Origin of the sequence: Flavobacterium sp. CLA17, assembly GCF_013112255.2 — a bacterium.
Taxonomy (GTDB): Bacteria; Bacteroidota; Bacteroidia; order Flavobacteriales; family Flavobacteriaceae; genus Flavobacterium; species Flavobacterium circumlabens.
This window is the reverse complement of record NZ_CP068294.1, coordinates 2146567-2161892: the sequence shown is the minus strand read 5'-3', so window position 1 is coordinate 2161892 and position 15326 is coordinate 2146567. Positions and strand designations below refer to the sequence as shown.

General features: G+C 37.2%; 11 protein-coding genes. 1 reads left to right on the top strand and 10 read right to left on the bottom strand.

Going from position 1 to position 15326, the window contains the following annotated elements:
• The first annotated feature begins 2 nt into the window (after positions 1-2).
• On the top strand, positions 3-1022 hold the full coding sequence (locus HAV12_RS09310) for an AraC family transcriptional regulator (protein ID WP_171569400.1): 1020 nt from the start codon (positions 3-5) through the stop codon (positions 1020-1022).
• A 64-nt stretch (positions 1023-1086) separates the two neighbouring features.
• On the opposite strand, the gene HAV12_RS09305 is transcribed toward HAV12_RS09310, so the two are convergent.
• From HAV12_RS09305 to HAV12_RS09260, 10 genes are all read right to left on the bottom strand, one after another.
• Complete coding sequence (locus HAV12_RS09305) at positions 1087-1830, bottom strand: rhamnogalacturonan acetylesterase (protein ID WP_171569399.1); 744 nt, start codon at positions 1828-1830, stop codon at positions 1087-1089.
• Between the two features lie 176 nt (positions 1831-2006).
• Positions 2007-3356: a glycoside hydrolase family 28 protein gene (locus tag HAV12_RS09300; RefSeq protein WP_171569398.1), complete on the bottom strand. Its 1350-nt coding sequence runs from the start codon at positions 3354-3356 to the stop codon at positions 2007-2009.
• A 21-nt stretch (positions 3357-3377) separates the two neighbouring features.
• Entirely contained in the window at positions 3378-4364 is a 987-nt protein-coding gene (locus tag HAV12_RS09295; RefSeq protein WP_171569397.1) for a pectinesterase family protein, read from the bottom strand.
• A 6-nt stretch (positions 4365-4370) separates the two neighbouring features.
• Entirely contained in the window at positions 4371-5969 is a 1599-nt protein-coding gene (locus HAV12_RS09290; RefSeq protein WP_171569396.1) for a glycoside hydrolase 43 family protein, read from the bottom strand.
• Positions 5970-6037: 68 nt separating this feature from the next.
• The gene (locus tag HAV12_RS09285) at positions 6038-7258 is read right to left on the bottom strand and encodes a glycoside hydrolase family 105 protein (protein ID WP_171569395.1); all 1221 of its coding nucleotides are present in this window, start codon (positions 7256-7258) and stop codon (positions 6038-6040) included.
• Between the two features lie 22 nt (positions 7259-7280).
• Positions 7281-8504 (bottom strand): glycoside hydrolase family 105 protein, encoded by a 1224-nt coding sequence (locus HAV12_RS09280; protein ID WP_171569394.1) that lies wholly within the window; start codon positions 8502-8504, stop codon positions 7281-7283.
• 4 nt (positions 8505-8508) lie between these two features.
• Positions 8509-9474 carry a DUF4861 family protein gene (locus HAV12_RS09275; RefSeq protein ID WP_171569393.1) on the bottom strand — a complete coding sequence of 322 codons (966 nt, stop codon included), beginning with the start codon at positions 9472-9474 and terminating at the stop codon, positions 8509-8511.
• Between the two features lie 10 nt (positions 9475-9484).
• Positions 9485-10420 carry an alpha/beta hydrolase gene (locus HAV12_RS09270; protein ID WP_171569392.1) on the bottom strand — a complete coding sequence of 312 codons (936 nt, stop codon included), beginning with the start codon at positions 10418-10420 and terminating at the stop codon, positions 9485-9487.
• A gap of 98 nt (positions 10421-10518) precedes the next feature.
• Complete coding sequence (locus tag HAV12_RS09265; RefSeq protein ID WP_171569391.1) at positions 10519-12207, bottom strand: RagB/SusD family nutrient uptake outer membrane protein; 1689 nt, start codon at positions 12205-12207, stop codon at positions 10519-10521.
• A 12-nt stretch (positions 12208-12219) separates the two neighbouring features.
• A complete protein-coding gene (locus HAV12_RS09260; RefSeq protein WP_171569390.1) occupies positions 12220-15324 on the bottom strand; it encodes a TonB-dependent receptor in 3105 nt (1034 codons plus the stop codon).
• Between the last annotated feature and the right edge of the window lie 2 nt (positions 15325-15326).

Below are 15326 nucleotides of genomic sequence, written 5' to 3'. Positions count from 1 at the left end.
TTATGAAAAAAATCAATCATTTCTATAGTCTGACACCGGATTGGCAAGAACAATTAGTTCAGGAAATAAAAGGAGAACTTATTGATGATAAAATAATTGTTATACCGGAAATTCTTGGTAAGGGCCACTCCTATTTCACCCCCATAGCTAAGGGAATTTCTGCATTGTTTGTCGATTTTGTTTTGGCGGAGCCGGTTGAAATAAATCGGTTGAAATCTGAAACTGAATCCTATATTTTTCATTTCGATTTAAGTGATTCCGTGAATTTTATAAAAATTGATACAGACTACAAAATTGGTTCCCGCGAAAATCCAGGTCTTGCCATTATAGACAATCAGACAGAAAGTTCTTTTAAGCCTTCAGTTAACGAGCGAACACTGGCATTACGACTTCTTGTTGATAAAAAATTACTGAATGAACTTTTAGAAAAAAACCCTATCGAAGAATATCATAACGAAAAAAACAAAGATCAGGGAAAATCGCTTTATTATTATGACCATATCGACAGCAACAGTATTTTACTGATCAGATCCCTTATGGATAAATCTGTTTTTGATGTTTCATTTGATTCTTATTTAAAAGGAATTTCATTAAAACTATTGGGCAATTTTCTGAATCGATATGAAAATTTATCCGTCAAAAAAAATGAAATTACACAAACAGAACTTGAGGCCGTTATCAAAACACAGGATTATTTTTTAAAAGACCTGTGCAGTCCCTTCCCAACGATAAATTTCTTATCGGAAATGGCAGGTATGTCTTCTACCAAATATAAAATATTGTTTAAAAAGCACTTTAATGATACCCCGAAAAAAGTTTTTCTGAATGAAAAAATGCTTTTAGCCAAAAAGCTGCTTCAGAGTGGCAATTACCATACACTAATCGAAATTGTATATGAATTAAGTTATGCCAAAATGAATCATTTCCATTCCAAATACTATGCGGTTTTTCAAAGAAAACCATCACAGGATTTTGTAAAAAGACCTTTCAAAAAAGGGTCTCCTGTCCTTCTGAAAGTATAATTTAAAAATAGAAAAGTTAATTTATTATCCAGATTTTACAACAATTATAAAGCTATACAAATCGTTATTTAATGCCTTTTTTAAGTTTATCAAGAGAAGTATCTTCCAGAAGTTTGATTTGAGCAATTACAATTTTGGCAATTTCCGTAGCTCCTTTTAAAGAAAGATGCGTATCATCATTTTTATCTTCTTTATAATAGGGAACTTCTCCGGCTTTAAAATGCAAATGAAGCAACTTAGATTTGTCCGGTCCATAGGATTGCTCCAGTAATTCTGTATAATATTCTAAATCAATAAAAGGAACCTTATATTCCTGTGCCACTAATCTTGTTTCTAAAGGATAATCGCCATGAGTTGGCACCAATACTCCTTGTTCGTTGAAATTTCGTCTCACAATGGAGGTCAGTAAAATTGGAATTGCTCCTTTTTCCCTGCTTTCCTTTACAAACCGGATTAAGTTGTATCGATAACTTGTATGCGGATTGGTGTATCGGGCAGAATCTGTTATTTTTTCGTCATTATGCCCAAATTCGATAAAAACATAATCCCCTTTTTTAAGTTTTGTACAGATGGAATCCCAGCGTTTTTCATTGATAAAACTTTTGGTACTGCGTCCGTTTACTGCCTTATTTTCTACGATAATATTTTCCGTAAAAAAAGGCTGTAAAACCTGCGCCCATCCGTGCTCCGGATTTTTATCGGGATCTTTTTTAGTAGCCATTGTCGAATCACCAATACAATACAGGGTTGTTTTTTGTGCCCGGCAACTCAGGGAAATTAAAAATAAAATGGAAAGGAAGTATTTCATTTTTTGGATTTTTGGATTATTAGATTTGAAAGTTAATGCTAACCGCAAGGATCGCAAAGTTTTGTTCCCTTGTTCCTCTGAACCTTTGCTTCTTTGAACCTTTGCTTCTTTGAACCTTTGCTCCTTTGAACCTAAAAAATCTCATAACCTTAGACACTTAGAACCTCCAAAAAAACCTATTTAGCTGCCGAGGGAACAGTCGCCCGTTGACCAATAAAAACATCTGTCATGAGCACATTCTCAGCATTTTCATTTGATAAAGCATTTTTTGCCGATTTTATTTCAATGTTTTTTAAAGAGATGTTTCTGATTTTTTTCTCCGGAAATCCCTGGATCACAATTCCCGATGCTGTGGCTTTGTTACAGGAAATATTCGAAAAATAAACATTTGATATGTCCGATTGAAAACCGCTTCCCTCACCGTGATAATTGGCTGTTATGTAAAGGCAGTCTTCAACTTCATCCAATTGCAGGTTATTCACAAAGATGTTTTTTATAAAACCTCCACGATCTGCATTGGTCTTTATATAAATTCCTCTTTTCAGATAACCGGTGGTTTTACAATTTTCTACATAAACATTCTGGATTCCGGCGGACATTTCGCTGCCCAAAACCACTCCGTGAAGTCCTTTGAAATTACAGTTTCTAATCACAATGTTCTCACTTGGAGTACCCGAATTCACTCTGCCTTCATGATCCCGGCCTGCTTTAATGGCCACATTGTCATCACCATTATCGAAATTTACATTTTCAATTAAAACATCTTTCGCATATTCCGGATCAATTCCGTCATTATTGTAATTCAATGATTTATAGCTTACTCCGCGAACGGTGATGCTTTCTGATTTCAATACATGCAGACACCAGAATGGAGAATTTTCAATCCGTATATTTTCAACCAGAATATTTTTACAATTAAAAAACTGAATCATTTGCGGGCGTAAAAAATAACCTTCCCCAAACTTTCTGTCGCTCACGGGAATACTGTTATGATTCATTTCACGGCTGCGCATTTTGCCGTCGTTTTCTTTGGCTTTAAAGCTTTTCCAAATATTACCACCTTCACCGTCGATTGTTCCTTCACCGGTTATGGCAATATTGGAACAATCATAAGCATAAATTAACGGGCTGTAATTGTAAAGCATCGTTCCTTCCCAACTGGTCAGTACCATTGGTAAGTAATCTTTTGGATCATCACTAAACTTAATTTTGGCGCCTTTTTCTATTTTAAGATTGACATTGCTCACAAAGTGAATGGGACCGTTTATTTTATAAATGCCTTTAGGTACAATTATAGTTCCGCCTTTGTTCTTTTTGCATAAGGCCATTGCTTTGTCGAAAAAGGATTTATTATTGGTTACAGAATCCCCTTTTGCCCCAAGTTCCAGAACATTGATCTGATACGAAGGAAAAACAGGCAACTGAATCCTATTTACAATCGAATCTACCTTTGCCGTTGGAAATTCAGTTTTCTGAGCAAAAGAACTCCATGAAATGACTACAAAAAGAAGGACTCTAAAATTCATATTTTTTGTTTTTTGTGAAAACTATTTTTGTTTCAAAAACCAGTTGGGTGCGCTGTCCTTAAGAATATTTTCCGTTGTATACTTTTCCGCTTCTTTTTTTGAAAGCTGGTGTGACCATGACACTCTTTTAGCAGGCTGATATCCTTCGCCTTTGCAATTGTATTCGGCATAAAAAGCATTCTTTTCTGCTTCCGGTTTAGACCAGTTCTCCCAGCCTTCGGGTTGTATCTGTTTTCCCATGTCACAATTGATATAAACGGTTTTGGCATAAATCCTCCAGGGCCTTCCCAGATAAACTGCTGTTGCGGCAGGATCGGCGGTCAGTTTACAATTTTTAAAAACAAATCCAAATGCACTTCCCTGCGGAGTTGAAGCTGCTGTGATGTAGGAGCTTTTTATGCTGTGAATTACACAGTTTTCGAATAAAACTGTAGCGCTTCCAAAGATAAAATCGGTTGTTCCTTCGATATAACAATCCTTAAAATATTGTCTGGATTCTTTTCCTGACAGGTATAAAGTATCCTGATTTCCTACTATGATACAATTTGAAATTTGTACACGATTGGCCACCACCGACAATGCAATTGCCTGACCCTTATCTCCTGAAGTATTTTTAATCGTTAAATTGGAGGCAGAAAAATCATCTCCTTCAACCAAAACCGTATACGTATGAAAAGTGCTGTTTCGCCCTAGATTTATTTTCGAAAAATTATCATCAAAAGTAATAATGGTGTTTTCTTTACTTTCCCTAATCAGTTCCATCTGCGTATTCCATTCGGGGATTCTGACTTTTTCGGTATAGGTTCCGTTTTTGATACGGATGGTCACTTTTTCATATGGGAATGACGGGGCTGCATTGATGGCATCCTGAATTTTTGTAAAATCTCCGGAACCATCCTGAGCCACAATAGTCTCCTTATTCGTACCCGTATTATTCGTGTTCTGAGCGATTGCTGCAAAACCTGTAACGACTAAAACAAGCATCATTATTTTTTTAAATGGAATCATCTTATTTTATTTCGTTATTCTAAACCAATCCACGGCGACATTTCCGGAATCATTGGTCACTTTCTGGCTTAAAGCAAAGAGTCCTAATTTGGCGCTAATCCATTTTCCTTCTTTTGCTGTAAAATCAGCACCAATGGGCTGATATTTCACATCATCCGAACTGTAAAAAAAGTTGCAGATTCCTCCTTTTTTAATTTTAACTCTTAAATATATGGTGTTATTTTCTACTAAAACAGGTTTTGTTTCTGTTTCTGAAATTGTTTTGTCAAAAGTTCCCGTTTTCTGATTTAAATATAATTTGCCATTATTATTTTTCAGACATAAATAACTGTAATCTAAACCCATGATCAAAAGTCCCGTAGTTTCTCCGTCTAATCTTGCATTAAAAGTTAGTTTGGCGGTAGCCGTAAATTCTTCGGCGGGAAATTTTTGCAGTAACAGATTCGGGGCGTCAGAGATTTTCTTTTCGTCTTTAATACTGTTGATACAAAACAAGTTAAAATATCCGGAACTGGTTGGGAATCCCCAATGAATCTGAGAATTCGCCTGCCATTGCCATTGCAGTCCTACTTTAGATGAATTAAACTCATCTGATGCTGCAGGGGTTTCTATGGGATATTTTTTTTCAACATTCGGTTTTTTGAAAGTGGTTACCGGTTCTCCGATACCGTTTTTATCAAAATCCTGTCCCATTACAGGCCAGTCGTTTTCCCATTTCATGGGCTGAAGGTGCACAATCCTGCCGTAAGCACCTTTATCCTGAAAATGAATAAACCAGTCTTCACCCGTTTGAGTTTGTACCCACGCTCCCTGATGAGGGCCGTTTATATTGGTTTTTCCCTGTTCCAGAACCTTTTTTTTCTCATAAGGACCCCAAACATTTTTGGATCTTAAAACGGTTTGCCAGCCGGTAGAAACTCCTCCAGCCGGAGCAAAAACATAATAGTAATTATTTCGTTTATAAAACTTCGGCCCTTCAATTGTGCCGTCACTTTCGTGTCCGTCAATAATCATTACTTCATCATTGTTCGCAACAGTTCCTTCAGCATTCATGGTACAAATTACCAACAAACTCTTAATCCGGGCACGGCTTCCCGCAAAGGCATGAACCAGATATACCTTTCCATCGTCATCCCATAAAGGACTCGGATCGATAAGTCCAAGGCCTGCTTTAACCAAAAGCGGTTCCGACCAGGGGCCTTCGGCTTTTTTTGACTTTATCATATAAATTCCAAAATCGGGATCCGGGTAATAGATGTAAAATTCATTGTTATGAAAAGTAATACTCGGTGCCCAGACTCCGTTACCATGCTGTACTGTATTGTACGTTTCAAATGGAGGCTGTTTGGCAAGCGCGTAGCTTACAATTTTCCAGTTTACCAAATCTTTGGAATGTAAAATCGGTAATCCCGGAATACAATTGAAAGACGAAGCGGTCATATAAAAATCATCTCCCACCCGAACCGCATCCGGATCTGAATAATCGGCGTGAATAATCGGATTGGTATACGTTCCATCTCCATTGTCAGCAACCCATGCCTGAGCTAAAAATTGCTGTGCGGTAAAAATCGAAAGGAGAGAAAAGATGATTTTTATATTTTTCATTTAAAGAAAATTTAACTTTCTGATTAGACCTGACAGGTTTTAAAAAGCTGTCAGGTTGTTGATTTACATTATCTGTTCAATTCTAATGCGGCCAGAATAAAAGGCCCTGTTGCTTTAGGATCGTTGTCTTTTTTTCTTTCGTTTACATAATATTCGTAAGAGCCGTCACGATAAGGGTTTCCGCCTAAACCTGCTACCTGACAAGCCTGAGTTAGTGTGATTCCGCCATCTGCATCAACTTTTGTAATCAGTTGTGTGGTTAATCCGTCAAAGGCTTTGTTGGCCAGTTTTTTATATTTTGCAGGCAAATACCCTTTGTTGGCTCCTTTTGCAAAAGCATAAGCAAACATAGACGATCCCGAAGCTTCCAGATAATTTCCTTCTTTTCCGCCTTTGTCGGTTACCTGATACCATAAACCTGATTTGTCCTGATATTTGGCCAAACTGGCTGAAACGTTATTTAAATATTTTACAAGTTCTTTTTGTTTGGGATGTTCTTTTGGAAAATAATCCAATACATCAACCAAAGCCATTGCGTACCATCCTAAGGCTCTTGACCAGAAATTGGGTGAATTTCCTGTTTCTTTGTTTGCCCATGGCATTGCTTTACTTTCATCCCAGCCGTGGTATAACAATCCTGTTTTCGGATCGGTTGCATGCAATTGAATCTGTTCAAATTGTTTAGCGATATCATCAAGGCTTTTTCCGTTCTCAAATGTAACGGTATATTGTGCATAAAAGGGCTCTCCCATATACAGCCCATCCAGCCACATTTGGTTCGGATAGATTTGTTTGTGCCAGAATCCACCGCTTTTTGTACGGGGCTGTTCTGCAAGCTGTTTGCGGATCAATTGTAATGCGGTAAGGTATTTTTCTTCTTTTGACGTAGCATAAATATCAAAAAGAAGACGTCCCGGTACCACTAAATCAATATTATACTTATCGAATTCATAGGTTTTAATACTACCATCATTTTGTACCAATGTGTCAACATAACGTCTTATGTAGGCTTTGTATCTTGGGTCCGGATTTTTTTTATATAATTCTTCAATGGAATGTAAAACCAGGGCGTGAACATAATCCCATTTTGGTGTTTTTGAATCGTCAATCATATAGGCTTTCGGGTGGCGTTTCATCAAAGTCAAAGCCATTTTATCAGACCATTTTAAATCTTTAGAAATAACGATATCCTTACTTGCAGGCTCCTGAGAAGTTACTTTGCAGCTTGTAAAAACCATAAGTCCAATTAATACAACCGATATAAATCCTTTTTTTCTGTTATTTTTCATTTCAAAATATATTTAAATTCTGTTATTTTTTTAATTCTAATGCGGCCAGAATAAAAGGCCCCAGTCCATGAGAATTGTCTGTTTTTATTTTCTCTTTTATGTAATATTCATAAGAACCATCGCGATACGGATTCCCTCCTAATCCGGCACTTGCACAAACCTGTGTGATATGAATTTCGCCATCGGAATCAACCGTAATTAGTTTCGTGATTATGCCGTTAAAACCTTTTTCTGCTAATTTTTTATAGCTGGCAGGCAGATAGCCCTGATTTACCCCTTTGGCAAAAGCGTAAACAAACATTTCAGATCCTGATGCTTCGAGGTAATTGCCTTTTTTGTTTCCGGCATCTGTAACCTGATACCACAGTCCTGTAGAATCCTGATATTTGGCAACAGCTTTGGCAATCTCATTTAGGTACTGAATCAATTCTTTCCGCTTCGGATGGTCTTTTGGCATATAGTCCAAAACATCCACCAAAGCCATCATGTACCAGCCAATAGAACGCGACCAGAAATTTGGTGAAGTTCCGGTTACTTTATTCGCCCAGTCCATTTGTTTGCTTTCATCCCAGGCATGAAAAAGAAGACCGGTTTTTTGATCCAGTGTATGAAGATGAATTTGTTCGAACTGTTTTGCAATGTCGTCAAAATGCTGCCCTCCTTCAAATTCTGCGGTGTAACGCGCATAAAACGGTGTTCCCATGTACAAGCCGTCGAGCCACATTTGGTTGGGATATATTTTTTTGTGCCAGAACCCACCGGAATTTGTTCTCGGATGCGTTTCTAACTGTTTTCTAAGCGTTTTTATTGCTGTAAGATATCGCTCCTCTTTTGTTCTGGCATAAAGATCAAAAAGCATTTTTCCAGCATTGATATTGTCGATATTGTAATCTTCCAGTTTGTAATTCAGAATTTCCCCTGAGCTGTTAATAACCGTTTCAGCGTAGTCTTTTATATAATTGGCATACAACGGATTATTGGTTTCTTTGTAAAGTTTTTCAAAAGAAGTCATGACCAATCCCAACTTATAGTCCCATTTGGTTTTACCGTTATTATCAATCTGCCAGGCTTTGGGATCCCGTTTCAGTATCGAAAGTGCCATTCTTTCGGACCATTTTAAATCTTTGGAAATAATCACTTTTTCTGAATCATCCTGCTGCTGCGCCGTAGTTTTACCACTAAAAATAAGCAGTACAACAAGAAGGTATTTTATAAAATTGATTTTTGTACAGACAGATTTAGACATACAATTACATTTTACCTTTTTTGTTTAGTACTTCTAATTTATCGTTCAGGTATTTTACAAATTCTTCCTTTGTTTTAATTCCGTTTACTTCTTGTTCCCAGGCACCCAAAAGGTAAAATGAAGTCGATTTGGTGGTGGGTTTGAAAACTAGCAAATAGTCTAAATCTGTATCTTCAATAGTCTCTATTGTCTTTACTTCATAAAAAATCGCCATTCCAAGTTTATCCGGAACCAACGATTGCTGACCGTAAGTGGCTAAGTAGGCCCATTTCTTATTCTTGCTATCTTTTTTAAGCAATTCGGTATTTTTCTGTTTGACAATTCCGGTGCAAATTCCCTGAATTGCTTTTGATGCCTTAATGGTATGCTGTGTGTAAAGCTGATCTGGTTTGATCGTCAATTCTGATGTGAAATTGATTTTATCAGACGCAGTTTTCCATCCGAAATAATCGATTTTTACAACCGATTCGTTGGTTTTATTGCTCACATAGGCAATCGTTGAATCGACTTCACGGAAGTGTAATTTTTCCTTGTTCAGGTAACGATCGACAGACCCGATTCCGATTCCTTTTCCGGCTTTCAGGATATCTGCTCCCCAATCGCTCATTTCGTGATAGGAATCAAAATTGTCCTGCCCTACTTTTGGTAAAATATTCTCTGAAGTTTTCTTTCCGAAAATATCAATCGCATTTCTCCAGTCTAAATACAAACGATATCCGATTCTGTTATTTTCCCATCCCGGGCCTTCATAACGAATATCAAAGGAATGATCGGTATGTTCGGGAGACAGTTTTAGTTTATCCACATTTTTAAAAGCTGTACCGCCAATATATTTTCGGCCTTCCCATTTCCCGTCTGTTTTTGCTGAAATTTCAGCATAGGTTTTAGCTGTTTTTACGTCGTATTTCTGGGCATTTGCAGCAGTACAACCTAATAGGAATAAGGCTGCTATTTTAATTTTTGCTTTCATTATATCGTAATTATTTAAAAATTTTATCTAAAAACTGTGTGGTGTATAAAATCGTTTCATCAAACCAGGGCTGAAAAAACCAAAAAGAATGTGGTGAATTCTCAATTGTTTTCACATCACTGTAAATCTTATGCTGATTTAAAAGGACAATCATATCGTCTCTCCCGGCATGAAATCTTTCGAAACTGCTGTTTATAAAAAGTATCGGTGGTGTATTTTTGTCTGTATGGCTTAAAGCCGAGGCATTTTTCCAGTTTTCCGGATTTTCTTCATAAGTCCCCTTCAGCCAAAAGGCGGCCATTTCTCCTTCTTTTGATTCCCGATGCTTAAAAGCCAGAACGCCGTCTATATCGATAATTGCGTTTACTTTTGAAGAGGATTTACTTGTATTCGCTTCATCTTCAAAAGCCGAATTTCCATTTGTTGTACCGATCAAAGCTGCCATTTGTCCGCCCGAAGAGCATCCTAAAACCGCAATTTTGTCCGGATCTACACGGAATTTTTTAGCATTATCTTTTATAAACCGGATCGCATTTTTTACATCATAAATCCCTTCCGGATATTTTGCCTCGAGTGATAATCTGTATTCAATAGCAAAACAAGAATATCCTTTTGAAGCTATTTCCTGTGCCATCTCCTGCATTTGATTTTTATTTCCGGATCTCCAGCCTCCACCATGAATGAGGATTACAGCGGGATTTAATTTTTTATTTGTATTTAAAAAAGCATCAAAATGTAAGTCCCGGTTTTTTTGCTGGTTATAAACAACGTCAGTAACCTGATCTACATTTGGATTTTTTTTCGCCTTGGCAATTGTTATAAAAGGATATTTATCTATTAATTTGGTATAGGTACTTTTTACGGTATAGGAAGTATCTGTCCTGTATTGACTGCTGGCAGCAATGACTTTTAAAAACAAGACTAAAAGTACCAGTATTTTTTTCATTTCCCATTCTTTACTTTCAGTTAAGAAAGGAGCCTGACCATGTTCAGACTCCTTTTTAACTGCTTCAAAAAAAACTAATATTTCAAAATTACCAATTACTAATATCCCGGATTTTGAGGGAAATCTTTATTTTGGTTTAAGTCCAGTGCCGTTTGAGGGATTGGTCTTAAAATTTTTAACTGTCCGCCTACTCCAACAAAATTAGCGGCCTTAATTTTATAATTATGAGCCGAAGCTCTGGCCACTAATGTTCCTGTACGTTTTAAATCGAACCAACGTTTGTATTCTCCCACTAATTCTCTTCCTCTTTCATCTAAAATGTAATCGATATTGAATTGTCCAATTGTTGCATTGGCCACTCCGGCTCTTCTTCTAACTTCATTTAAACGATCTAAACCGGTTGTTGGCACACCTGCTTTTAAATAGGCTTCTGCAGCAACTAAATAGGTTTCACCCAATCTTGCCAAAATAATATCTCTTGTACTAACAGGACCTGTGCTGGATGGTGTCGTTGGATTTGGGTCATCAAATTTCTTTACGGGAATCGTATAGCAGTCACGGTTATCGATTAAGGTATGCGCTGCATCATATTCTCCCCACGGATGATACACAAAAGTGGTTGCTTTTCTGGAAGCATTAGCCGTTTCCCAGGCTAACCTGTCTGCCGGTGTAAACCATTTTGGCTCGTAAAAATGTCTTACTTTCAAAGCCGCCTGATTAGTGCTTCTATAATAAGGATAATAAAGCGTTACTTTAGGTTTTCCATCAGATCCAGTTACTGTTTCCTCCAATATTTCAGTCATAAAAGTAGCTTCCCATCTTTTATCGCCTTTCTCATATAAACCCAAAGCATAGGCTGTTGGACATAAGTTGTAGCTTCTTAATGGCGCCCCTGTTTCTGCACCTCCCAGATAAGGACCAAAATAGTAAAACTGGTTGTTTCCTAATTTGGTAGGATCCGTACTTGCGGATGCTTTATCGTATTGAACAGAAAAAATCGTCTCTGCATTCAAATCATTATCACTAGTTGCAGTAGCAGTGAATAATTGACTAAAAGGAATATTTAATGCCTGCCCAGCTATTGCAGCGTCAGCATAAGCTGCTGCTTTTGTAAAATCATCTGGTTTGCCATAAGTTTCATATCCTCTGGTTAAATAAACCTTTGCCAATAAATCATTTACGGCTCTTTTGTTTACTTTTCCGGATGCGCTGTACGAAGAAGTCCCAACACTTGCCAGGGCAGCGTCTAAGTCTCCTATAATTTGTGTATAAACTTCTTCCGCACTATTTCTTTGAAAAGATAAAACAGGACTTGTAATATGCTCATTTGCTATTGCAACCCCGCCATAAGTCTGTACCAGTAAAAAATAGGCTTGTGCTCTTAAAAATCGGGCTTCTCCTACTAAAGTATTTAAGTTTGAAGTCTGCTCTGTTATACCCGAATAATAAATTGTTTTGTTTACCGATTGAATTAACTGATAACAAGGACGATACAAATCAGCTACGTTATCTGCTGTGGGAATTAAAAGCGTGTATTGGCTCAGGCCTGCCGGTTCCGGTGTTCTTCCCTCGGCATACATATCTGTTCCTGATTCAAATAACCACGGATTTCCTCCGTAAATACTTTTTAGCCAGGCATAATTTGAGTTTACCAATAACTGAAATCCGGATGCGGTTTTATAGGTTTGATCTGCCGGTACATTCGAAAGGCTTTCTTCCTCGATATAATCGCTGCAAGAGCTTAAAGCCGTGATGATAATTCCTAATATTATAATTATTTTTTTCATTTGATGTCTTAATTAAAATTTAACACCTATTCCCAATTGTGTAGTCACTGATGCCGGACGGTTTACTCCGAAAGAAGATGCTGCCCACTCCGGGTCATATCCATCGAAATCTGTAAATACAAATGGATCTAAAACATTCACATAAATTCTCAAGTTGCTCATTTTAAGCCTTTTTAACAATTCAGTATTGAATGTATATCCCAAAGATATATTTTTAATTTTTACATAAGAAACATCTCTGTAGTATCCGAATAAAGAACCCCAGTAAGCTCCTGCACCAGTGGCAACCGGTCCTGGTCTTGGGTTTGTATTATTAGCATTCGACTCAATACCTGCTCCGTTTGTTGGAATAAAGTAATCCATTGCTAATTTCTGGCGTCCTCTGTCGCTGACATCGGCAAAGTTTTGGTGAAAAGTACTCAAAACGGTTTGTCCCTGACTTGCCAATACCGAAAAGTTGAAATCAAAATTCCCTACTGTTAATTTAGAATATAAACTACCCTGCCAGTCCGGATTTACGTTTCCGATTACAGTTCTGTCATCACTGTTAAATTTACCATCATTATTAAGGTCTTTTGGTTTTGCCTGACCAGGCAGCATATTATAAGTTGCTGCTTCTGCCTTCTGACTTTCCTGCCAAACACCATCATATACATAATTATAATTAGGGTTTAACTCTGATCCTAAAAATAATTTATTTCCAACATCACTAACCTTATCCTGATTGTAGATCGATTCCAGTTTATTTACGTTTTTAGTGAAAGTAAAAGTAGTTTCCCAGTTTACGAATTCACTTTTAATAATTTTAGTCGTTAATAAAACCTCGACACCTTTATTACTTACAGAACCGACATTAGCAAAAGTATTTTTATATCCTGCTTCAAGAGGTAATTCCTGCTTGTAAATTAACTTATCAGATAATCTGTCATACACATCAACACTACCTGAAATCCTGTTTTTTAAGAAACCAAAATCAAGACCGAAGTTAAGTTCTCTTGTTTTTTCCCACGTCAGCTCCTGATTGGCTAAGTTTTCAGTCTGCCAGCCGGAAACTACATTCGCTCCATTCGCATAAAAAGTCTGCTGGTTTAATAGAGCCTGAGAAGTATAAGGAGCTACGTTATCATTTCCTGTATACCCTAAACTGGCGCGTAGTTTTAAGTCTGAAATTACAGTACTGTTTTCCAGGAAAGATTCTTTGTTGATTTTCCATCCTAAGGCTACAGAAGGGAAACTTTGCCATTTATTTCCTTCCGATAAAACAGATGACCCATCCCATCTGGAAGAAGCTGTTAATAAATATTTATCTCTGAATGTATAATTTAAACGAACGGCATAAGAGCTCAATGTGTTTTTTTGATAGCCTGAATTTATATTATAACTGGTCTGAACTCCGGATCCCATATTATTAGAACCTGTATTAAAAGGCTGATTGTTAGAATACAAATAAGAAGTTTCATCTGTATTAGAATACAAACTTTGTAATAACAATACGCTAAAATCATGTACTTCAGCAAAAGTTTTTTTCAAATCAATCTGGTTATCCCAGGTGTAATTGAAATTGTTGAAGTTTTTAATCGATGCCGAGTTTCTTCCAGTTAAGGTAACACCTGCATTGGTTTGTGCGCCATATCCGGTGCTATTAACTGTATTTTCTATTCCTGCAGAAAATGTTGTTTTAAAGGAAAGCCATTTTAATGGTTGGTACTGAAAGAATACGTTACCTACTGATTGCCATGTTTTTTCTGTCTGAGAAGAATTGGCAATCTCCATTAACGGGTTAACTGTACTGGTTTTGTTAATTGCCCAGGAACCATCAGGATATGTTAGTTTTCCAGGCAGAAAAAATAAATTTCCTACTTGTTCATTTCCGGCAGCATCAACAGCCCATGGAGACATTAGCGGACTAAGTCTGAAAGCATCCTGCATGGCTAAATCACTTCCTAATTGTGTCGAAACTCTGGCAATAGTTATGTTGGCACCAGTTGTAAATTTGTCGTTTATCTTGTGATTTAATCCTAATTTAAAAGAATATTTATCTGTTGAATCGTTGTCAATAAGTCCTTCGTCACTTTGCACTCCGAAACCTAAATTATAGCTTAAACCGGAATCAGAACGTCCTGAAACATTCAGATAGTTATTTTGAGTCATACCTGTTTTAAGAACAGCATCTGCCCAGTCAAAATTGTAACCGCTGTTAGCTCTTGATACTAATAACGGGCTTTGATTACCGGATAAGGTAGCAAGCTGTGCGGCAGTCTGAGTTGCAGGTGTTGCGCTCATGTACGCAACCTGGTGAAATTTCCACCATTCTTCACCATTCATCATTTTAGGAAGCCTTGCAGCTTCTCTGGTACCATAGGAAGAATCAAAAGTTACATTGATTCCGGATTTTACGTTTGCGCCGCTTTTTGTAGTTACAATAATAACACCGCTCGCTCCTCTTGAACCGTAAATAGCTGCAGAAGAGGCATCTTTTAAAACGTCCATTCTTGAAATATCCTGTGGATTAAGGAAATCAATATTATCAACGGGTACACCGTCTACAACGTATAAAGGAGAAGATCCCACTAAAGAGTTATTTCCTCTGATGACCACTTTAAATCCATCACCGGAACGTCCGGAAGAAGATGTAATGGTAACCCCAGGCGTACTTCCCTGAATGGCTTCCAAGGCACTTGTTGTATTTCTTTCGGTAATTGTTGCAGCGTTTATTGTACTTACCGAACCTGTTAAGTCTGTCTTTTTTACCGTTCCATACCCGACAACAACCACTTCATTTAAGGAGTTGGACTGTTCTGCAAGGCTAACATTTACTTTAGATTTCCCGGCCACGCTTACCTCCTGTGTCTGAAAACCCAAATAAGTGATTACCAATATCGCTTTGTTACTGGCTACATTTAATTTAAAACTCCCTTCAAAATCTGTTGAAGTTCCGTTTTTAGTCCCTTTTTCCTGAATATTTACTCCCGGAAGTGATAATCCTGTTGCATCTGTAATTTTCCCCTCAATCACAGTAGACTGAGCACTAACTGTATTGCTCAAAAGGAAATTCAGGAAAAATAAAAATACCACATTGTATTTTATTTTTTTCTTTGATAGTTCTTTAATGTTCATAG